Origin of the sequence: Chromobacterium haemolyticum DSM 19808, from assembly GCF_000711885.1 — a bacterium.
GTDB lineage: Bacteria > Pseudomonadota > Gammaproteobacteria > Burkholderiales > Chromobacteriaceae > Chromobacterium > Chromobacterium haemolyticum.
The window spans coordinates 1-20471 of the sequence record NZ_JONK01000015.1; the positions used below are offsets into that span (position 1 = coordinate 1).

Annotated in this window: 22 protein-coding genes; 9 read left to right on the top strand and 13 right to left on the bottom strand. The window is 62.4% G+C overall.

Going from position 1 to position 20471, the window contains the following annotated elements; translation table 11 throughout:
• Both BR71_RS23525 and BR71_RS10410 read left to right on the top strand, forming a co-directional pair.
• Positions 1-175: transposase (locus tag BR71_RS23525; protein ID WP_156038944.1), on the top strand; the 175-nt coding region annotated here is incomplete at its 5' end.
• 177 nt (positions 176-352) lie between these two features.
• A complete protein-coding gene (locus tag BR71_RS10410; protein ID WP_043636694.1) occupies positions 353-682 on the top strand; it encodes a DHCW motif cupin fold protein in 330 nt (109 codons plus the stop codon).
• Positions 683-688: 6 nt separating this feature from the next.
• Here BR71_RS10410 and BR71_RS10415 read toward each other — a convergent pair whose 3' ends face one another.
• The gene (locus BR71_RS10415; RefSeq protein ID WP_043636706.1) at positions 689-1615 is read right to left on the bottom strand and encodes a restriction endonuclease; all 927 of its coding nucleotides are present in this window, start codon (positions 1613-1615) and stop codon (positions 689-691) included.
• A gap of 205 nt (positions 1616-1820) precedes the next feature.
• On the opposite strand from BR71_RS10415, the gene BR71_RS10420 reads away from it, so the two are divergent.
• Together BR71_RS10420 and BR71_RS10425 are read left to right on the top strand one after the other, a co-directional pair.
• Positions 1821-2519 carry an aspartate/glutamate racemase family protein gene (locus BR71_RS10420; protein WP_043636708.1) on the top strand — a complete coding sequence of 233 codons (699 nt, stop codon included), beginning with the start codon at positions 1821-1823 and terminating at the stop codon, positions 2517-2519.
• A gap of 256 nt (positions 2520-2775) precedes the next feature.
• Positions 2776-3204, top strand: coding sequence for a TOBE domain-containing protein (locus BR71_RS10425; protein WP_043636712.1), 429 nt, complete (start codon positions 2776-2778; stop codon positions 3202-3204).
• A 367-nt stretch (positions 3205-3571) separates the two neighbouring features.
• On the opposite strand, the gene BR71_RS10430 is transcribed toward BR71_RS10425, so the two are convergent.
• From BR71_RS10430 to BR71_RS10440, 3 genes are read right to left on the bottom strand one after another with little or no spacing between them, the layout of a single operon-like run.
• The gene (locus BR71_RS10430; RefSeq protein ID WP_043636713.1) at positions 3572-4972 is read right to left on the bottom strand and encodes an efflux transporter outer membrane subunit; all 1401 of its coding nucleotides are present in this window, start codon (positions 4970-4972) and stop codon (positions 3572-3574) included.
• A complete protein-coding gene (locus BR71_RS10435; RefSeq protein WP_043636714.1) occupies positions 4965-8111 on the bottom strand; it encodes an efflux RND transporter permease subunit in 3147 nt (1048 codons plus the stop codon). The genes BR71_RS10430 and BR71_RS10435 overlap by 8 nt, the downstream gene beginning before the upstream one ends.
• Before the next feature lie 19 nt (positions 8112-8130).
• The gene (locus BR71_RS10440; RefSeq protein ID WP_231138268.1) at positions 8131-9321 is read right to left on the bottom strand and encodes an efflux RND transporter periplasmic adaptor subunit; all 1191 of its coding nucleotides are present in this window, start codon (positions 9319-9321) and stop codon (positions 8131-8133) included.
• Between the two features lie 175 nt (positions 9322-9496).
• Here BR71_RS10440 and BR71_RS10445 point away from each other — a divergent pair, with 175 nt between their 5' ends.
• The 5 genes from BR71_RS10445 to murA all read left to right on the top strand — a co-directional run bounded on the left by BR71_RS10445 (position 9497) and on the right by murA (position 13439).
• A complete protein-coding gene (locus BR71_RS10445) occupies positions 9497-10165 on the top strand; it encodes a TetR family transcriptional regulator (protein ID WP_244269612.1) in 669 nt (222 codons plus the stop codon).
• 86 nt (positions 10166-10251) lie between these two features.
• The gene (locus BR71_RS10450) at positions 10252-11157 is read left to right on the top strand and encodes an ABC transporter ATP-binding protein (RefSeq protein ID WP_043636715.1); all 906 of its coding nucleotides are present in this window, start codon (positions 10252-10254) and stop codon (positions 11155-11157) included.
• Positions 11154-11909: an ABC transporter permease gene (locus tag BR71_RS10455; protein WP_019103820.1), complete on the top strand. Its 756-nt coding sequence runs from the start codon at positions 11154-11156 to the stop codon at positions 11907-11909. Before BR71_RS10450 ends, BR71_RS10455 begins: the two co-directional genes overlap by 4 nt.
• 21 nt (positions 11910-11930) lie before the next feature.
• On the top strand, positions 11931-12179 hold the full coding sequence (locus tag BR71_RS10460; protein ID WP_019103821.1) for a BolA family protein: 249 nt from the start codon (positions 11931-11933) through the stop codon (positions 12177-12179).
• A 6-nt stretch (positions 12180-12185) separates the two neighbouring features.
• Positions 12186-13439 (top strand): UDP-N-acetylglucosamine 1-carboxyvinyltransferase, encoded by a 1254-nt coding sequence (gene murA / locus BR71_RS10465; protein ID WP_043636718.1) that lies wholly within the window; start codon positions 12186-12188, stop codon positions 13437-13439.
• A gap of 217 nt (positions 13440-13656) precedes the next feature.
• Here the strand turns inward: murA and BR71_RS10470 are convergent, their stop codons facing one another.
• The 9 genes from BR71_RS10470 to dapC form a co-directional block, all read right to left on the bottom strand.
• Positions 13657-13992, bottom strand: a complete 336-nt coding sequence (locus BR71_RS10470) for a zinc ribbon domain-containing protein YjdM (protein WP_043589429.1) — start codon at positions 13990-13992, stop codon at positions 13657-13659.
• 72 nt (positions 13993-14064) lie between these two features.
• Positions 14065-14874 carry an MlaA family lipoprotein gene (locus BR71_RS10475; protein WP_156038946.1) on the bottom strand — a complete coding sequence of 270 codons (810 nt, stop codon included), beginning with the start codon at positions 14872-14874 and terminating at the stop codon, positions 14065-14067.
• Between the two features lie 16 nt (positions 14875-14890).
• Positions 14891-15184: an STAS domain-containing protein gene (locus BR71_RS10480; RefSeq protein WP_043636725.1), complete on the bottom strand. Its 294-nt coding sequence runs from the start codon at positions 15182-15184 to the stop codon at positions 14891-14893.
• Entirely contained in the window at positions 15184-15813 is a 630-nt protein-coding gene (locus tag BR71_RS10485) for an MlaC/ttg2D family ABC transporter substrate-binding protein (RefSeq protein ID WP_019103826.1), read from the bottom strand. The genes BR71_RS10480 and BR71_RS10485 overlap by 1 nt, the downstream gene beginning before the upstream one ends.
• A gap of 89 nt (positions 15814-15902) precedes the next feature.
• Positions 15903-16376 carry an outer membrane lipid asymmetry maintenance protein MlaD gene (gene mlaD, locus BR71_RS10490; protein ID WP_019103827.1) on the bottom strand — a complete coding sequence of 158 codons (474 nt, stop codon included), beginning with the start codon at positions 16374-16376 and terminating at the stop codon, positions 15903-15905.
• An 11-nt stretch (positions 16377-16387) separates the two neighbouring features.
• Positions 16388-17173 (bottom strand): lipid asymmetry maintenance ABC transporter permease subunit MlaE, encoded by a 786-nt coding sequence (mlaE, locus tag BR71_RS10495; RefSeq protein WP_043636729.1) that lies wholly within the window; start codon positions 17171-17173, stop codon positions 16388-16390.
• Positions 17166-17984: an ABC transporter ATP-binding protein gene (locus tag BR71_RS10500; RefSeq protein ID WP_043636732.1), complete on the bottom strand. Its 819-nt coding sequence runs from the start codon at positions 17982-17984 to the stop codon at positions 17166-17168. Before BR71_RS10500 ends, mlaE begins: the two co-directional genes overlap by 8 nt.
• Positions 17985-18330: 346 nt before the next feature.
• A complete protein-coding gene (gene dapD / locus BR71_RS10505; RefSeq protein WP_039754722.1) occupies positions 18331-19152 on the bottom strand; it encodes a 2,3,4,5-tetrahydropyridine-2,6-dicarboxylate N-succinyltransferase in 822 nt (273 codons plus the stop codon).
• A gap of 84 nt (positions 19153-19236) precedes the next feature.
• Entirely contained in the window at positions 19237-20439 is a 1203-nt protein-coding gene (gene dapC / locus BR71_RS10510) for a succinyldiaminopimelate transaminase (protein WP_043589434.1), read from the bottom strand.
• Positions 20440-20471 lie beyond the last annotated feature (32 nt).

Sequence of the window (20471 nt, forward strand, 5' to 3'; positions counted from 1 at the left end):
GAAGAGAAGCGAGCTGCATACGTTCAAGGTGATGCCAAAACGATGGATTGTGGAGCGCAGCTTCGCTTGGTTGGAAAAGAGCAGAAGGCTGTGGAAGAACTGTGAGCGGAAACTCAATACCAGCTTGCAGTTCATCCACTTGGCTTTCCTGGCTCTATTGCTCCGGAGATCGTAAACAGGTTCTTAGAGCCAGTTCAAAGTCTCGCGAGCCAGAGCGAGACAAGGCGAAAACGAGCGAAAAAGCGGAATGTACACACGGTACATGAACATTCTGAAGCTGTTCTCAACGCCGTATCGCCAACGCGCAGCAGATCGTAAACAGGTTCTTAGAACCCTTGCAGAGGAGCCTCCCATGAAAATATCCGACATCCCGTTTGGAATCAGCGACTGGTCCGCGCTGGAGCCCACCCGACACGACGGCGAAACCGGCTGTGCCTATTGGCGCACGCAGCGTTTCGGCGACATCCGCGTCCGCATGGTGGAATACACGCCGGGTTACAAAGCCGATCACTGGTGCGTCAAAGGCCACATCCTGTTGTGCCTGGAAGGAGAACTGCACACCACGCTGGCGGACGGCCGCAGCTTCACCCTGAAGCCGGGCATCAGCTACCAGGTGGCCGACGACGCCGAGCCACACCTATCCCATACCGAAACAGGGGCCAAGCTGTTCATCGTTGATTGACACCCACTAAGCCGCTTCCCCCGTCTTTTGCCGCATTCCCAGTATCTGCTTGCAGCGAGGGTAGTTAGGACACCCCCAAAAATCCGGGCGGCCGGCCTTGCCGGCGACATGGCGCATAGCGATGCCGCAGCCGGGACAGGTAGGGGTGCGGTAATCGCCGGCAGTGGCGAACTCCAGCAATTGCTGCCGAGTAGCGCTTGGCAGGCGCTCAATCAGCGTCAACAGCATTTCGCCGTCGATCAACGTAATGCGGTTGCTTCGCGCAACAATCTTGGCGTCGTCGGAGAACCTGCCGCTAGTCATGAAAAAAGCCTTAGCGATTTTCTCGTGGGTCATTACCCCCAGCAGCTCGCGGATCGGCTTCACGCCAACATAACGCTCACCCCAAGCCTTGCATTGCACTACCGAGGTGGCGCGGCCGGAATCATCCTGAAACAAACGAATATCAATGCCGCCGTCCGGCCCAAGCGGCGTGGTTTCGGAACGGATGCCTTTTAATTCGTAGAACTTCTGGCAAACATCCTCGAAACGTTTCCATTCGATATCGCGAATCAAGGCCAGCGTCCATTGCGCCGGCCGCTCCGCACGGGTAGCCTCCGGCTCCTTCCACGCCCTATTCTCCCGTGGCGCCAGGCCCAACGGCGGCACACTTGGCCGCTCCACCGGATCAAGCTTGAAGCTGAACCGCGGTTTGGCGGTCCGTCGCAACAAAGACCACGCGGCTACAGCCAGGAAGAACAACGCAATGGGCCAGCTCAGCGCGGAAAAAGCATCGGCTATCGGTTTCAAAAACGGATTTTTAGCCCAGATCGCAGGTAGAACACTTTTCAAGCCCAGCAGGCTAAACCCGGCTAAAATCGCGCTGACGTACCAGGGCGCAGCGACGAGAAGCTGGACGAAGCTTTCCTTTCTTTGCCGATATTTGCGTGCCATGTTTCACCATTAAATTATACCAAAAGCATTTTAACTGCCGTGCGCGCATTATCGCAAACTGAATGCACAGGGCCGCCTCCGCGGCATGAGCGTAAACTAATCTCTCCTCACTCCATGCCATACACTTGGCTTTCGAATCCCGTTTCCAAGCATTTTGGCCTTGGACGCTCAAACTCCGTCACCTCAATCGCGATTAAGGGACTCCATGAAAAAACTCGGCCTGCTAGGCGGCATCAGTTGGGTATCAACGCTGGATTACTACCGTTATCTAAACGAAGGCGTCAACGCCGCGCTGGGCGGCCTCAACTTCGCCGAGTGCGTTGTCTACTCGCTGAATTTCAACGATATTCAGCGACGTGGATGGGATGACTGGGACCATACTCACGCGCTGCTGCTTAAAGGCTGTCTGCATTTGAAAGCCGCCGGCGCCGACGCCATTGTGCTGTGCGCCAATACCGCGCATGCGGTTGCCGATCCGTTGGAAACGGCCGTGGGCCTCCCTATCATCCATATCGCCGACGCGACGGCGCGGGAAATCTCGCGGCGACAGTTGCAAACCATCGGCCTGCTAGGCACCAAGTTCACCATGGAACTACCGTTTTTTCAGGACAAGCTAAGCCGGCACGGCATTCGCGCCTTGATCCCGGAGCAGCAGAATACGCGCGATTTCATTCAGCGCACCTTGCGCGACGAGCTGGGCCGCGGCATGGTTTCGCCAGCCACCAAGCGCGCCTATCTGGAAGTGATCCGGCAGCTGATCGAACGCGGCGCCGAAGGCATCGTCTTCGGCTGCACCGAACTGCCGCTGCTGTTGAGCCAGACCGACGTGCCGGTGCCGGTATTCGACACCACTCAGATTCATATCCGTGCCGCGCTAGAGTTTGCGCTCTCCGATACGGAGTGAGCGCAATAGGCGCTTGGAGCTGGTTCTACGCCTAGCTAGCAAGAAACAAGGCAAAGACGACCCAAAAAAGCGAAATGTACTCGTGCTACATAAGCATTTTGAAGCCGCTTTCAACGCCGTATCGCCGAAGCGCAGCAGACTTTGAACAGGTTCTTAGGTCGAAAGAGCTACAGGCGCGGCCCCCGCTTCTACATATACTGCCGGCAGATTGCCTATGGCGAAAACACACCCACCCATCCGACATCAAGGACACTCCATGCTCACTAGCGCCCGCAATCAATTCGCCGGCAAGATCGCCGCCATCCATCCCGGCGTCGTCAATGATGAGATCGACATCGCCCTGCCGGGCGGCGACATGATCACCGCCGTCATCACCCAGCGCAGCACCGCCAATTTGGGCCTGACCGTGGGCGGCGAAGCCTTGGCCATCATCAAGGCGCCCTGGGTGGTTCTGGCTAACCCCGAGGCCGGCATCAAACTCTCCACCCGCAACCGCCTGGAAGGCCGGGTGTCGGCGCTGCGTCCGGGCGCGATCAATACCGAGGTTGAAATCCGCCTCAACGGCGGAGACGCCCTGGTGGCCATGGTCACCAAGGAGAGCGCGGATGGTCTGGATCTGGCCGTCGGCAAGGCGATCGTCGCCTTCTTCAAGGCCTCGCACGTGATTGTCGGTGTCCGCACCTGAGCCCACCAGCCCTGCAGGGAAGTATCGCCCACGGCTCCACCCGCCCTACGCGCGGCCGCTAGCCATGTGAAGGAGAGATGGAGCGCGGCGATGCCCGCGCGGGAATTCCATAGGCTCCATGCGGCAAGCCATTGCGTCCTCCCGCGCGCCGCCGGACGCGGATGCCGCAGCCAGAACGGGGCCGTCTGACTGTCTCGGGCCAGAATGCCCAGCCTCACCCCATAAGGCCGTTCCGGCGCGGAAACCGCCATGCCGAAACTACCGCACAACTCCGCCGCCAGCCGCGCCTGCGGCTGTTCCATGCCCAACTCGGACTGGGCCGCAAAAAAACCCCGCCAAGGCGGGGTTTGTCGTTTGCTGCCGCGGATCAAGACTTGGCCGGTGTTTCCCAACCGCCGCCCAGCGCCTTGTACAGGCCCACCACCGCGTTGAGTTGGTCCAGCTTGGCGCTGACCAGGCCCAGTTCCGCCTGAAAGCTGTTGCGCTGCGCGTCCAGCACGTCCAGATAGCTGGCGTAGCCGTTGTCGTAACGCAGGTTCGCCAGACGCAGCGATTTGTTCAAGGCCTGGAACTGCGTGGTCTGCGCCGCCTGGATGTCCCGCGCCGCGCTGTAGCCGGACAAGGCGTCCAGCGCGTCCTTGAACGCGCTCTGCACCGTCTTTTGGTACTGCGCCAGCGCCTGCTTCTGCCGCGCATTGGCCGCGTCCACCGCGTAGCCGGTCTGGCCAAAGTTGAACACCGGCGCCGCCAGGTTGCCGACGAAGCTCCAGGTCCGCGTCGGGCCGGTGAACAGCGTGTCCAGCGACAGGCTTTGCGAACCCAGCGCCCCGCTCAGGCTGATGCTGGGGAAATAAGCCGCGCGCGCCACGCCGATGCGGGCGTTGGCGGCGATCAACTGCTGCTCGCTGGCGGCGATGTCCGGCCGACGCTCCAGCAAGCTGGAGGACAGGCCCGCCGGCACTTCCGGCGGCGCGGACAGCGCGTCCAGGCTTTGGCCGCGCTGGATGCCACCGGCCACCAACTGCTTGGGCGAGTAGCCGAGCAGCACGCCCAGCGCGCTTTCGGTCTGCGCCAGCGCGCTGGCGATCTGCGGCACCTTGGCGCGGGCGGAAGCCGCTTCGGCCTCAGCCTGCTGCTGGTCCAGCTCGGAGATCAAACCGCCCTTGAAACGCTTGGTTTGCAGCTTCAGCGATTCCTCGCGGCTTTGCAGCGTGCGCTTGGCGATGTCCAGCTGGGCGTCGTAGGCGCGAAGCTGGAAATAGGTCTGCGCGGTTTGCGCGGCGATCGCCAGCTTCGAACTGTCGCGGGCGAAGCGGCTGGCGGCGAAGTCCGCGCGCGCCGCCTCGTTGCCGCGGCGCAGCTTGCCCCACAGGTCCAGTTCCCAGGACGCGGTGAGGTTGGCGTTGCGCACGTCGCTGACCAGCGGCGCGCCCGGCGTGGTTGTCGCCGTGGAGGTGCGGCCGCGCTGATAGCCGGCGTTGGCGTTCAACGCCGGCAGCAACTGGGCGCGGGCGATGCCGGCCTGGGCCGCGGCTTCGTCGACGCGGGCGGCGGCGGCGGCCAGGTCCTGGTTATGCTCCAGAGCCTCTGCGATCAGCTGGTCCAGCACCGGATCGTTGAACTGTTTCCACCAGTCCATGGCGATGGCCGGACTCTGGACCTGGGCGCTGTCCGGCAGCTCCAGTTTGGGGCGGCTATAGTCGGGGCCAACCGCGCAAGCGGTCAGCGCCAGCGCCACCAATGAGGGAATCAGGGCGCGTTTAAGCATCGGCCTTGTCTCCTGCCTCGGCCGCGGGCTGAGGCTGTTTCGGTTTGCTGAACTTCATGATGAGCATGAAGAACATCGGGATGAAGAAGGTGGCGATGAAGGTGGCGGCCAACATGCCGCCCACCACGCCGGTGCCGATCGAGTGGCGGCTGGCGGAGCCGGCGCCGCTGGAGATGGCCAGAGGCATACAACCCAGCACGAAGGCCAGCGAAGTCATCACGATTGGACGGAAACGCAGCTTGGCGGCGGCGATGGCGGCGTCTACCACGCTCAGTCCTTCTTCTTCCATTTGCTGGACGGCGAACTCCACGATCAGGATCGCGTTCTTGGCCGATAGGCCGATCAGTGTCACCAGCGCCACTTGGAAGTAGACGTCGTTGGCGAGACCGCGCAGCCAGTTGGCCATCAGCGCGCCGAACATGGCGAAGGGCACCGCCATCAGCACGCTGATAGGCAGGCTCCAGCGTTCATACTGCGCCGCCAGGATCAGGAACACCATGATCATGCCGAAGCCGAACACCACGGCGGACGAGCCGCTGGTGGATTTCTCCTGGAAGGCGGAACCGGTCCACGCCAGGGTGTAGCCGTCCGGCAGGGTTTCCTTGGCCACGGCTTCCAGCACGTTCAGCGCCTCGCCGGAGCTGAAACCTGGCGCGGGACCGCCCACCAGCTTGGCCGCCGGGAAGATGTTGAAGCGTTCCAAGCTTTCCGGGCCGGTGGTGTGCTTGATGGTGACCAGCGCCGTCAGCGGGATCATATTGCCGTCCTGCGAACGCACGTAGATGTTGCGCAGGTCTTCAACCCGGGTGCGGAAGTCCGCCTCCGATTGCAGCTGCACGCGGAAGGTGCGGCCGAATTTGTTGAAGTCGTTGACGTACAGTGCGCCGAAGGTGCTCTGCATGGTGTCGAACACGGTGTTGACCGGCACGCCCAGAGACTTGGCCTTGGCCCGGTCCAGCTTGACGTAGATCTGCGGCACGCTGGCGGAGAAGGTGGTTTGCACCCCTTTCAGCTCCGGACGTTTGGCGGCCGCTGCCACCAGTTTCTTGGTGACCTCGCCCAGTTCCACGGAGCTGGCGCCGCCGCGGCTTTGCACATAGGCCTCGAAACCGCCGGTGTTGGACATGCCGGAGATCGGCGGCGGGTTGAAGGCCAGCACGATGCCGTCGGTAATGCCCATCATGCCTTTGGCGAAGGTGTCGCCCACCACCGCCTGCGACGACAGGTTGGGCGCTTTGCGCTCATCCCACGGCTTCAGGGTGATGAAGGACACGCCTGCGTTGGTCTTGTTGCCGCCGGTGAGGATGTCGAAGCCGGCGAAGCTCATCACGTCCTTGACCGCCGGGTTCTTGCTGGTCATTGCGTCCAGCTTGGTCATGGTGGCCGAGGTGCGCTGCATCGACGCGCCATCCGGGAGGAAGGCGGCGGCGATGATGTAGCCCTGATCCTCGTCCGGCGCCAGGCTGGACGGGATCATGCGGAACAGGCCAACGCAGATGGCGATCAGGCCGGCGAACAGCAGGATGCCTACCGCGCTGCGCTTGATCAGGAACACCACGCCGCGGGAATAACCCTGGGTCAGGCGGTCGAACCAGTTGTTGAACCAGACGAAGAAGCGGGCCGGATGCTGATGGCCTTCTTTCAACAGCAGCGCGCACAGCGCCGGGGTCAGGGTCAGGGCCACCAGGCCGGAAATCGACACCGACACCGCGATGGTGATGGCGAACTGTTTGTACATCTGGCCTGCGATGCCGCCGAGGAAGGCGACCGGGATGAATACCGAGCACAGCACCAATACGATGGCCACCAGCGCGCCGGATACCTCATCCATCGCCTTGAAGCTGGCTTGCAGCGGCGACAGTTTTTCCTGCGTCATCAGGCGTTCGACGTTTTCCAGCACCACGATGGCGTCGTCCACCACGATGCCGATGGCCAGTACCAGGCCGAACAGCGTCAGGGTATTGATGGTGAAGCCGAAGGCGTACATGCCGGCGAAAGTGCCGATGATGGAGACGGGCACCGCCAGGCAGGGAATCAAGGTTGCGCGCCAGTTCTGCAAGAACAGGAACACCACCAGGAATACCAGCACCATGGCTTCGGCCAGCGTGGAGTACACCTCCTTGATCGACACTTCCACGAACTTGGTGGTGTCGTAGGGGATGGCGTAGTTCAGACCTTTGGGGAAGCTCACAGCCAGCTTCTGCATGGTCTGTTCCACGGCTTGCGCGGTGGCCAACTGGTTGGCGCCCGGCGCCAGGAAGATGCCGATCGGGATGGTGGGCCGGCCGTTGTGCGTGCCGGTGAAGTCATAGGACAAGGCGCCCAATTCCACGCGTGCCACGTCCTTCAGCCGCACGGCGGAACCATCCGAGTTGGAGCGCAAGATGATGTTCTCGAACTCTTCCGGCTCGGACAGGCGGCCCTGGGTGGTCACGGTGTAGGTGAAGTCTTGCTTGCCTTTGACCGGCTCTGCGCCCACCTTGCCGGCGGCGAACTGCGCGTTCTGCTCGCGGATGGCGGCGGCCACGTCGCTGGGCGTCAGCTTGAGCTGGGCCAGGCGATCGGGTTTCAGCCAGACGCGCATCGAGTAGTCCTGGCCGGCGAAGTTGATCACGTCGCCCACGCCCGGAACCCGCTTCAGCTCGTCCACCACGTTCAATAGCGCATAGTTGCTGATGAACAGGGTGTCGTAGGTCTTGTCCGGAGAGAACAGCGAAATCACCTGCAGGAAGGCCGAGGATTTCTTGGTCACGTTGACGCCCTGCCGGCGCACTTCTTCCGGCAGTTGCGACAGCACCGACTGCACGCGGTTGTTGACGTTGATGGTGGCCTGGTCGGCGTCGGTGCCGATCTTGAAGGTCACGCTCAACGACAGCTTGCCGCTGGAGGAACTGGTGGACTGCACGTAGAGCATGTCGTCCACGCCGTTGATCGCCTGTTCCAGCGGCGAAGCGACGGTGTTGGCGATCACCTCGGCGGAGGCTCCCGGGTAGCTCGCGCTCACCGAGATCATCGGCGGCACGATTTCCGGGTACTGCTCAATGGGCAATGCCTTGAGGGCGGCCAAGCCGGCCAGTGTGATCACGATGGAGATCACGCTGGCGAAGATGGGCCGCCTGATGAAAAAGGCGGAAAACATGGATGGTTACCCCTTTGCCTTATTGTTTGGGCGCGGCGGCGGGCGCGCTGGCGTCGGCCTTGAACGGATGCGGTTTCACGTCCGCGCCCGGGCGCAGTTTGATGATGTTGTCCACCACCACCTTGTCGCCGGCTTTCAGGCCGCTTTCCACCAGCACGTTGAGGCCCACATCCTGGGACACGGTGATGGGGCGCGGCTGCACCTTGTTGTCGGCGCCGACAACCCACACCATCTTGCCCTGCTGCGAGGTCAGCACCGCGCGCTGCGGCACGGCGATGGCGTTGCTGCGCTTGGCGCCTTGCAGGATCACGCGCACGAACTGGCCGGGCAGGATGCCGCCGTCCGGATTGGCGAAAGTGGCGCGCGAGCGGATGGTGCCGGTGCTGGCGTCAACCAAGCTGTCGGTAAAGTTCAAGCGGCCGCTTTTGCCATAGGTGGAGCCGTCGGTCAGCTTCAGCTGCACGTTGAAGTGGCCGTTGGCGGCCAGCTTCAATTGGCCGGAATCCTGCATCTTGCGCAGATTCATCATGTCGTTGTCGGACATGCTGAAGTTGACGTAGATCGGGTCCAGCTGGGACACCTTGGTCAGCAGGCTGCCGTCGGCGGTGGTGGACACCAGGCTGCCTTCGGAGCGGGTTTCCTGGCTGGTCATGCCGGAAATCGGCGCGGTGACGCGGGCGTAGCCAAGATTGATCTTGGCCTGCTGCACCTGAGCCTGGGCGGCTGCGACGGACGCCTTGGCGGCCTCGTAAGCGCTGACCGCGTCATCGCGGTCCTTCTGGCTGACTGCGTTCTCCTTGAACAGTGGGGTGATGCGGTCGTAATCCTGTTTGGTGCGCACCAACTGAGCCTGTTGCACTTGCAGATTGCCCTGGGCTTGGTCCAGCGCCGCCTTCAACGGCTCCGGATCAATCTGGAACAGCAAGTCGCCTTGTTTCACCGGCTTGCCTTCGGTGTAGGCGCGCTTGAGCAGAATGCCGCCCACACGGGCGCGTACTTCCACTTCGCGCGAACCGGCGGCCTGGCCGACGAATTCGAAAGAGACGGGCACATCGCTAGGCGCGATCTCGAGCACGCCCACCGGCATCGGCGGCATGGCGCCGGCATGCTTGTCGTTTTTTTGACCGCAGGCCATCAGGCTGGCGGCCAAGGCAGTGAGCAACAGCCATTGCCCGCCTTTCTGGGCGAAGGTGTTTCCTTGCATCTTCATGGGATGTCCTCAGGAATGTGGAGATATGAGTGTTATAAGTAAAAGGTACTGCAATTTTTCTTTGATAGTGGAAATTGATCGATATTGGATCGCGACATTTTACATACATGCGTGTACGTATGTAAAATGCTTCCAGCGACGCATTGTGTTATGGTGCGGGCTTCCGACAGACTCCTTGATCAGCGATACGTTCAACATGGCACGCAAAACCCGGGAAGAAGCCGAACAAACGCGGCATTTGCTGCTGGATACGGCGGAGCAGCTCTTTAGCGAGAAGGGTGTCTCCAAAACGACACTGGCCGACATCGCCAGCGCGGCAGGATTGACGCGCGGCGCTGTGTATTGGCATTTCCAGAACAAGCTGGACTTGTACCGGGCAATGCTGGACAGGATGAGCGGACAGTTTGATGACATCTGTGAGCACTTGTTGAGAACGGCACACTCGAGTCCGGCACTGGCCTTGTGGAACCATAGCCACCGGCTGCTGACCATGATTGGGGATAACCCACAGGTTCGTCGTATTTTACTCATTCTGTTTATGCGGAGCGAGCATGTCGGCGAGCTGGCCCCCATTCACGACGAGTGTGTTGCGCATATGCAAGAAACCCGCGAGCAGTTGACCCTGGTGGTGCAAATGGCGGTGGATGCCGGCCAGACCTTGCCGTACGTGAATCCGGAAACGGTGGCCGAGGTGTTGCAATCGATGCACCACGGCCTGATCAACCGTTGGCTGGCGGACGGCAGCCAGACCAATTTGGGCGAGAATGCCACGCAACTGTTGCAGTATGTCTATCGCGGCATTTTCTTGCCGGAAGTGATGGAAGAACTCTCCCCTCAAACGTAGCCCAGCGCTATAATTGACCTTTTTTGTCAAACCATTAGCGTCGTTGGCGGCTTACGCCGTGCGGCGTTGTCGGTGTTACCTCTCTCATGCCCCAGGCTATTGAAATTCAGGCGGTGAGCAAGCGCTATGGCCAGCTGCAGGCGCTGGACCAGGTGGGCTTCACCGTCGCCCCCGGCGAATTCTTCGCCCTGCTCGGTCCCAACGGCGCCGGCAAGACCACGTTGATTTCCGCGATGGCCGGCTTGTCGCGGCCGGACAGCGGTTCCATCCGCATCATGGGGCACGATGTGGTTGGCGATTTCCGCGCCGCGCGCAAGGCGCTGGGCGTGGTGCCGCAGGAACTGGTGTTCGATCCCTTCTTGTCGGTGCGCGAAACATTGCGTTTTCAGTCCGGCTACTTCGGCTTGGGCCGCAACGACGACTGGATAGACGAACTGCTGTTCAAGCTGGGCCTGGCGGACAAGGCGCACAGCAATATGCGCGCGCTGTCCGGCGGCATGAAGCGCCGGGTGATGGTGGCCCAGGCCTTGGTGCACCGCCCGCCGGTCATTGTGCTGGACGAACCCACCGCCGGCGTGGACGTTGAACTGCGCCAGAGCCTGTGGGTGTTTGTGCAGGAACTGAACCGCGCCGGCCACACCATCGTGCTGACCACCCATTACTTGGAAGAAGCCGAGGCTTTGTGCTCGCGCATCGCCATGTTGAAGAAAGGCCGGCTGGTGGCGCTGGAGAGCAAGGACAAGCTGCTGGCGCACAGCGCGCGTCGCGAAGTGGCGCTGCTGTTGTCCGGCGAGTTGCCGACGGCGCTGTTGCCTCTGAAGCTGCGCGACGAAGACCGCCGCGTGGTGTTGCAGCTGGAGCATCTGGGCCAGCTGGAGTCCGTGCTGGCCGCGCTGCGCGAAGCGGCGGTGGAAGTGCGCGAACTGAATGTGGTGGAGACGGATCTGGAAAGCGTGTTCGTCAAGATGATGAATGGAGGGCCGCAGCCATGACCGGCTTCATGACCCTCTTCAAAAAAGAACTGGTCCGCTTCTGGAAAGTGGCGTTCCAGACCGTGGCCGCGCCGGTGTTGACCGCGCTGATGTATCAGTTGATCTTCGCCCATGTGCTGTCGCGCCATGTCGAGGCTTACCCTGGCATCAGCTACACCGCCTTTCTGATTCCGGGCCTGGCGATGATGTCGATGGCGCAAAACGCCTTCGCCAACAGCTCCAGCAGCCTGATCCAGTCCAAGATCACCGGCAATATTGTGTTCCTGCTGCTGCCGCCGCTGACCGCGGTGGAGTTTTTCGGCGCCTATCTGCTGGCCTCCGTCGTGCGTGGCCTGGCCGTGGGCGCCGGGGTCTTGCTGATCACCGGTTGGTTCGGCCTGCCGCTGCCGGCACAGCCGTTGTGGGCCTTGGTCTTCGCTGTGCTGGGCTGCGGCGTGCTGGGCGCGCTGGGCATCCTGGCCGGCATCTGGGCGGAAAAATTCGATCAGCTGGCCGCTTTCCAGAACTTTCTGATCATGCCGCTGACTTTCCTATCGGGCGTGTTCTATTCGATCAACAGCCTGCCGCCGTTCTGGTACGCCGCGTCTCATCTGAACCCGGTGTTCTACATGATAGACGGCTTCCGCTACGGCTTCTTCGGCCAGGCCGACGTCAGCCCCTGGCTATCGGCCGGGGTGGTGGGCGGCAGCTTCGCCGTCTTGTCGGGCCTGACGCTATGGCTGATCAAATCTGGCTATAAACTGCGCCATTAAGGCGTATCCACGGGATTTCTCATGATTACTCCGCAACAAGTCAAAGAATACATCGAGGCCGGTTTGGCCTGTACCCACCTGGAAGTGGAGGGCGACGGCCACCACTTCTACGCCACCATCGTGTCGGCGGCTTTCGAGGGCAAGCGCCTGATCGATCGCCACCGCCTGGTCAAGGAGGTGATCGCCACCCGCCTGGCCAGCAATGAAATTCACGCTCTGTCCATCGTCAAGGCCGCCACGCCGGACGAATGGCAAAAACTGCAAGGCTGATCCGTCATGGATAAACTGAAAATCATCGGCAACGGTCCGCTTAACGGCGAGATCCGCGTTTCCGGCGCCAAGAACGCCGCCCTGCCCATCCTGTGCGCCAGCCTGCTGACCGGCGACACCATGCGTTTCACCAATGTGCCGATGTTGCGCGATATCGCCACCACCCAGAAGCTGTTGCAGGGAATGGGGGTGCGGGTGATGACCGATAATGTGCACGAGATGGAAATCACCGCCGGTCATCTGGACAGCCTGGTGGCGCCGTACGATCTGGTGAAGACCATGCGCGCGTCCATTTTGGTGCTGGGCCCGACGCTGGCGCGCTTCGGCGAGGCCACGGTGTCCCTGCCGGGCGGCTGCGCCATTGGCAGCCGGCCGGTGGACCAGCACATCAAGGGCCTGGTGGCGATGGGCGCCGAGGTCAGCATCGAGCACGGCTACGTCAAGGCCAAGGCCCGCCGCCTGCGCGGCGCCCGCATCATCATGGACATGGTGACCGTGGGCGGTACCGAGAACCTGCTGATGGCGGCGACGCTGGCCGAAGGCACCACGGTGCTGGAAAACGCCGCGCGCGAGCCGGAAGTGACCGACCTGGCCAACTGTCTGGTGGCGATGGGCGCCAAGATCAGCGGCATCGGCACCGACCGGCTGGTGATCGAGGGCGTGGAGCGTTTGCACGGCGCAGATTACGCGGTGATGCCGGACCGGATCGAGGCGGGCACCTTCCTGGTGGCCGGCGCGATGACGCGCGGCCACATTGTGCTGCGCAACGCCGCGCCCAAGAGCATGGAAGCGGTGCTGGACAAGCTGGCGGAAACCGGCGCGGTGGTGGAGTGCGGCGACGACTGGATCTCGCTGGACATGAAGCGCCGTCCGCAGGCGGTGAACTTCCGCACCTTGCCTTACCCGGCTTTCCCCACCGACATGCAGGCGCAGTTGATGACGCTGAATTGCGTGGCCGAGGGCGCAGGCGTGGTGACCGAAACCATTTTCGAGAACCGCTTCATGCACGTGCCGGAGCTGAACCGCATGGGCGCCAACATTGAGGTGGAAGGCAATACCGCCATCATCAAAGGCGTGGAGAAGCTGTCCGGCGCCACGGTGATGGCTACGGATCTGCGCGCGTCGGCCAGCCTGGTGATCGCCGGCCTGGTGGCCGAGGGCGAAACCATTGTTGACCGCATCTACCACCTGGATCGCGGCTACGAGTACATCGAGAAGAAGCTGGGTGCGGTAGGCGCGCTGATCGAACGCATCAGCTAAGCGCCTGTTTACGATCTGCTGCGCGTCGTCGAGCGTTGCACGGTGAGTACGCCTTTGAAATGCTCATGTACCATATGTACATTCCGCCTTCTCAGCCGTTTTCGCCTTGTCCCGCTCTAGCTCACGGGATCGTAGACAGGCTCTAAGCGATAAGCTTGCTTTTGCAATGAAAAACGCCACGGCTGGAACCGTGGCGTTTTGCTTTGCGGAGCGGGCGTTACGCTTTCTTGACGAATTCGGACTTGAGGCTCATCGCGCCGATGCCGTCGATTTTGCAATCGATGTCGTGATCGCCGTCGACCAGGCGGATGTTCTTCACCTTGGTGCCTACTTTCACCACCAGCGAGGAGCCTTTGACTTTCAGGTCCTTGATCACGGTAACGCTGTCGCCGTCTTGCAGCACATTGCCGTTGGCGTCCTTGATCACGCGGGTTTCTTCGGCGGGGGCGGCTTGCTCGTTCCATTCGTGCGCGCACTCCGGGCAGACATACATCGCGCCATCCTGATAGGTGTATTCGGAGTTGCATTGCGGACAGGCTGGCAGATTGCTCATGGCGTTTCCTGTTGAGAAGTGAAAAAGAACGCTGCCGGCTCGTTGAGACGGCCGGCAGCGGAGGGTGCGGATTTACTGCGGGGCGGAGGCTGCGGCCTTGGCGTTGGGAGCGGCCGTAGCCGGCGCCGAGCTGTCCTGCTTGCCGGCCGGGGAGTCAACCAGCTCGTCAAGGTTGAAATTGTCGGTGGCCTGGGTCGGGTTGGGCAGGCCCAGCTGCTGTGCGCGCAGCTGCATATAAGCGTCGCGGGTATACGTGTACGGGTCCAGCGCCGCGGTGTTGAGCATGGCTTCCACGCCCAGGTAGCGGGCGCGGGTATTCACGCCGTACAGGCCGTAAAAGCCCACCGCTTGCCAAGTGGTGTCGTAAAACATCTTTTCTGGACCGGGGCCGGCCAGCGAGACGGTCAGGCCGGTGCCGTCGCGCACGGTGGACGGGCCGAAGAAGGGCAGCACCAGATAGTTGCTGTCGTGCCATCCCCAGGCGGCGAAGGTGTCGCCCAGCGTGGTCTTGTTGTTCTTCAGGCCGGCCTGGCTGGCGATGTCGATCAGGCCGAACAGGCCGAAGCCGGTGTTCATCGCCACCCGCATCACGTCGTTCAGCGCTTTTTCCGGCTCGGCGCGCAAGGCATTGGACAGCGCGCTGTAGACATCCTTGAGGTTGTCGAAGAAATTGCTGACGCCAGTGCGCACCGGCGACGGCGTGATGGCCTTGTAGCCTTCGGCCACGGGCTTGATCACGTAGCGGTCCGCGGTATCGTTGACCTGGTACATGGCGCGGTTGTACGGCTCGAAGCGGTCGTAAGGCACCGTTGGGTTGCTGGCGCAGCCGGCTAGCAGCAGCGATAGCGCCAGGCCGGTCAGCGCGGGTTTCAGGGACGACATAAATCCTCTCCGCATATCATTCCGCCGCTGGGGCGGATAGCAATTCCGCCAGCGAGTAAAGGTCGAGCAGGGCGCTGAGCCCGCTTGGCCAGTTTTCCAGGGACAGGGCGTGACCGGCGGCGTCGGCGGCGCGACGCGCGCCGAGCAACAGAGCCAAGGCGGCGGAGTCGGCTCCGGCTATGCCGGACAAGTCCAGGCGCAACGGCGCTTCACCGGCGAGTTTGGCCAGCGGCGCGGCCAGCGGGCCGCAGCTATCCATGTTCAGCCGGCCGCTGAGCCGCGCCTGACCGGGGGCGGTGCGCTCCAACATCAGCCGTTGCCCTTATTTGCGGGCGCCGCGGCCACCGGAGCGGCGTTCTTGTTCTGCAGCAGCTTGATCAGACCGTCCACGCCGTTTTTGCGCACTTCTTCATTGAAGGAATTGCGATAGACGGTGACCAGGCTGGCGCCTTCCACGCTCACGTTATAGATCTTCCAGCCTTGCGGGCCCTTGTTCAGTGAGTAGTCCACCGCTACTGGGTTGGCGTTGCCCGGCAGGCTGACCGTGGTTTTCACCGTGGCGTCGCGGTCGCCGTTGCTCATCAACGGATTGGGCTTGACGTCGACCTGAGCCGTTTTGAAACGGGTCATGGTGGCGGAATAGGTGCGCACCAGCAGGGTCTGGAACTGCTGAGTCAGTTGGGCGCGCTGTTCGGCGCTGGCCTGACGCCAGCCCAGGCCCACGGCCAGCGCGGTCATGCGCGGGAAGTCGAACATCGGCACCGCCACCGCTTCCGCCTGCTGGCGGATTTGCTTGGTGTTCTTGCCGTTGTCCTGTTTCAGCACTTCCAGCACCTGGCGGGATGCGTCTTTGATTACATCGGTGGGGGCGTCGCCGGCGGCTTGGGCCACAGCGGACAGGCCGAACAGCAGACAGCAGAATGCGAGCAGTTTTTTCATCGTTTTTCCAATCGATTGCGAGTAAGCCGGCGGCGCGGACGGCTCGCCGGCCGGCAGTTTGTTGCGGGGTGCCCCGTCTTTGTGCCGCGCTATTTGTCAGCGCTCTTGTTGCTATCGGTAAAGCCCGTCATGAACTTACCGATCAATTGTTCCAGCACCATGGCGGAGGAGGTGATGGTGATGGTGCCGCCCGGGGCCAGATTGGTTTCCGAACCGCCCTGCAGCATGCCGATATATTGTTCGCCCAGCAGGCCGGCGGTCAGAATGGACGCGCTGGCGTCGTCGCTGATCTGATAGGCCTTGTCAATATTCAGAGTCACGCGGGCGCGATAAGTTTTCGGGTTGAGCCGGATGTCGGCCACGCGTCCGATCACCACACCGGCTTCCTTGACCGGCGCTTTGACCTTCAGTCCGCCGACATTGTCGAAGTCGGCGTACAGCACATAGGTCTGGTTGGCGCTTTGCGGGACCAGGTTGGCCACTTTCAGCGACAGGAAGGTGACGGCGGCAATGCCCAGCGCCACGAAAATGCCTACCCACAAGTCAATAGTAGAGCGTTTCATTCGGGTTTTTCCTAGAACATGAAGGCGGTCAGGATGAAATCCAGCGCCAGGATGACCAATGCGGAGGTGACGACAGTCCGGGTGGTGGCGGCGGACACGCCGCTGGCCGTCGGAGTGGCGTCGTAGCCTTCGAACACGGCGATCAGGGTGACGGCGACGCCGAAGCACAGGCTCTTGATCAGTCCGTTGACCACGTCGAAATGCAGGTCGACGTTGGCCTGCATCTGCGACCAGAACGTGCCGACATCCAGGCCTATCATCACCACGCCCACCAGGTAGCCGCCAAAAATGCCGACCACGTTGAACAGCGCGGCCAGGATGGGCATGGAGATGACGCCGGCCCAGAAGCGGGGCGCCACCACGCGAGCGATGGGATCGACCGCCATCACGCTCATCGCGTCCAGTTGCTCGGTGGTTTTCATCAGGCCGATTTCGGCCGTCATCGCGCTGCCGGCGCGGCTGGCGAACAATAGCGCGGCCAGCACCGGGCCCAGCTCGCGCAGCAGCGCCAGCGCCACCACCGCGCCCAGCGCGTCGGCGGAGCCGAACTTGGCGAGGGTGCTGTAGCCTTGCAGGCCCAGCACCATGCCGACGAAGAGGCCGGACACCAGGATGATGATCAAGGACATCACGCCGGCGAAATAGACCTCGCGTATGGTCAGCTGCGGCCGCAGCAGGCTCTGGCCGCTGCCCCGCAGGATGGCCACGAGGAAGCGGCAGGCGAAGCCCAGCCGCCAGACGGCGTTGATGGTGAGGTGGCCGAGCTTGCGCAGGGGCGAGGCGATCAAATCAAGCATGGCGGCCTCCGTTGAGTCCCAGATCTTCGGCGAGAGAGCGCTCCGCCGGGTAGGCGTAATGCACCGGACCGTCGGCCTCGCCCCAGATGAACTGGTGAACCCATGGCGAATCCGAGTTGCGCACTTGGTCCGGCGTGCCTTGGGCGACGATCTCGCCGCCGGCGACGAAGAGCACGTGATCCACGATCTCCAGCGATTTGTGCACGTCGTGGGTAACCATCACCGCGGTGGTGCCCAGCGCGTTGTTGAGTTTTTTGATCAGGTGGGCGATCACGCCCAGCGAGATCGGATCCAGTCCGGTGAAAGGCTCGTCGTACAGCATCAGCTGGGGATCCAGCGCGATGGCGCGCGCCAGCGCCACCCGGCGCGCCATGCCGCCGGACAGCTCGGCCGGCATCAGCTGCTGGGTGCCGCGCAAGCCAACGGCTTCCAGCTTCATGGTCACCAGGTCGCGGATCATGCTGTCCGGCAGCTTGGTGTGCTCGCGAATGGGGAAGGCGACGTTGTCGAACACCGACAGATCGGTGAAGAGCGCGCCGAACTGGAACAGCATGCCCATGCGGCGGCGGTGTTGATAAAGCTCGGCGGAGCTCATCTTGGCGACGCTCTTGCCGTCAACCAGCACTTCGCCGCTTTGCGGACGGTTCTGGCCTGAGATCAGCCGCAGCAGCGTGGTTTTGCCACTGCCGCTGCCGCCCATGACGGCCACCAGCTTTCCGCGCGGAATAGCAAGGTTGAGGTTTTTCAGAATGGGCCGCTCGCCATAGGCGAAGCTGACGTTTCTGAATTCAATGAAATTGTCAGAAGACACAAAGTTTCCAGATAGCATGCGTGAAGCCGCGGACGGCTTCGGTTGAAACGGCGGACCCGGAGCGGTGCGATGGCGGGCCGTTCAGGCAAAGCGGCTCTTGAAGCCCGTCATTCCCGCGCTGACCTTGCATTGCGCCTTGGAGTGAGAGGTGCTTGGAGAGCGGCCGCTTTTTTGCCGATTCTTTTCGAACTGGAGATTTTATAGACTTGTCGTGGACTAGCCAAATTTCAACAGCATTTAAGATGCAAATATGCTGCATTGCAATGCGGCTGGCGGCGCGATGGAGGGAAAAGGAGCGTGCAGCGGGCGAGCCGACTGCCCGCCCGCGCCGGCGGATGGAGGGGGCTTACACGCCGCGCAGCAGCTCGTTGATGCTGGTTTTGCTGCGAGTCTGAGCGTCCACTTTCTTAACGATCACCGCGCAGTAAAGGCTGTGGCTGCCATCCTTGCTGGGCAGGTTGCCGGATACCACCACCGAGCCCGGCGGCACGCGGCCGTAGCTGATCTCACCGGTTTCGCGGTCGTAGATCTTGGTGGACTGGCCGATGTAGACGCCCATGGAGATCACCGAGCCTTCGCCGACGATCACGCCTTCGACGATTTCCGAACGCGCGCCGATGAAGCAGTTGTCCTCGATGATGGTGGGGTTGGCCTGTAGCGGCTCCAGCACGCCGCCGATGCCGACGCCGCCGGACAGGTGCACGTTCTTGCCGATCTGGGCGCAGGAGCCGACGGTGGCCCAGGTGTCCACCATCGCGCCTTCGTCGACGTAGGCGCCGATGTTGACGTAGGAGGGCATCAGCACGGTGTTCTTGGCGATGAAGCTGCCCTTGCGCGCCACCGCGCCCGGCACCACGCGGAAACCGGCTTCCTGGAAGCGGGCCGGCGTCCAGTCGGCGAACTTGGTGTCGACTTTGTCGAAGTAGCGGTTGACGCCATCGTCGGAGAGTTCATTGTCGCGAATGCGGAAGGACAGCAGCACCGCCTTCTTCACCCACTGGTTCACCACCCAGTCGGCCCCCTGTTTTTCCGCCACGCGCAGGCGGCCCGCGTCCAGTTCGGCGATCACCTGGCCGATGGCGGCCTTGAGTTCGGCGGAGACGGTGGCGGGCGTGATCTCGGCGCGCTTCTCAAACGCTTCTTCGATCAGGGTCTGGATCGGATGCATGGTGTTCAGTCCTTTGGCAATGTGGATGGAAGTCGTCATTCAATTCGCTTTCAAGCGGCCGCGCCGGTGGCGGGCCGCGTAGATTCAGGGGGTCTGGCGCTGTTTGCGTTCGGCGAAGGCGACGATGCGCTCGACGCCGGCCACGCACTCTTCCAGCGTGGCCACCAGCGCGACGCGGACATAGCCGGCGCCGGGGTTGACGCCGTGGGCCTCGCGCGCCAGGTAGCTGCCCGGCAGCACGGTGACGTGTTCTTCGGCGAACAGCGCCTTGGCGAAGTCTACATCATTCCCGTCCGGCACCTTGGCCCACAGGTAGAAGCTGGCGTCCGGGCGGCGCACCTCCAGCCCCATCGCCAGCCGCGGGGTGACCGCGTCGAACTTGGCGATGTATTGAGCCCGGTTGGACTCCACGTGATCCTCGTCGTTCCAGGCCGCCACGCTGGCCGCCTGTATCGCCAGGCTCATCGCGCTGCCGTGGTAGGTGCGGTAGAGCAGGAATTTCGCCAGGAGCGCCGCGTCGCCGGCGACGAAGCCGGAGCGCATGCCGGGGACGTTGGAGCGCTTGGACAGGCTGGTGAACATGACCAGCCGTTCAAAGCCGCGGCCCAGCTTGCGCGCCGCTTCCAGCCCTCCCAGCGGCGGGCGGCCGAAGTGGATTTCGGAATAGCACTCGTCGCTGGCGATGACGAAGCCGTAGCGATCCGACAACTGGAACAAGGTTTCCCAATCGGCCAGCGACATCACCGCGCCGGTGGGATTGCCCGGGCTGCACACGACCACCAGCTGGGTACGCCGCCACACTGTTTCCGGTACCTGGCTCCAGTCCGGCTGGAAGCGCTGTTCGGCCAGGCAGTTGACATAGTAGGGTTCGGCCCCGGCCAACAGTGCCGCGCCTTCGTAAATCTGGTAAAAAGGATTCGGGGATATCACTACCGGCGCCGGCTCAACGCTTGCGTCGATCACTGTCTGCACAAAAGCAAACAAGGCTTCACGGCTGCCGTTGACCGGCAGTATCTCGCTTTGCGCATCCAGGTTCAGATCGTAACGTCGCCGCATCCAGGCCGCGCAGGCCTGGCGCAGCGCTTCGCTGCCCAGCGTGGCCGGGTATTGCGACAAGCCGCCCAGATTGTCGATCAGCGCCTGTTCCACCAGCGCCGGCGTCGGGTGCTTGGGCTCGCCTATCGACAAGTTGATGTGCGCCTTGTCCGCGGGCGGCGTTGCGCCGGCGAGCAGCGCGCGCAGGCGTTGAAACGGGTAGGGCTGCAATTGGGCCAGGCGAGGGTTCACGGGTATCTCCAGAAAAGCGGGCGCAAGCAAAC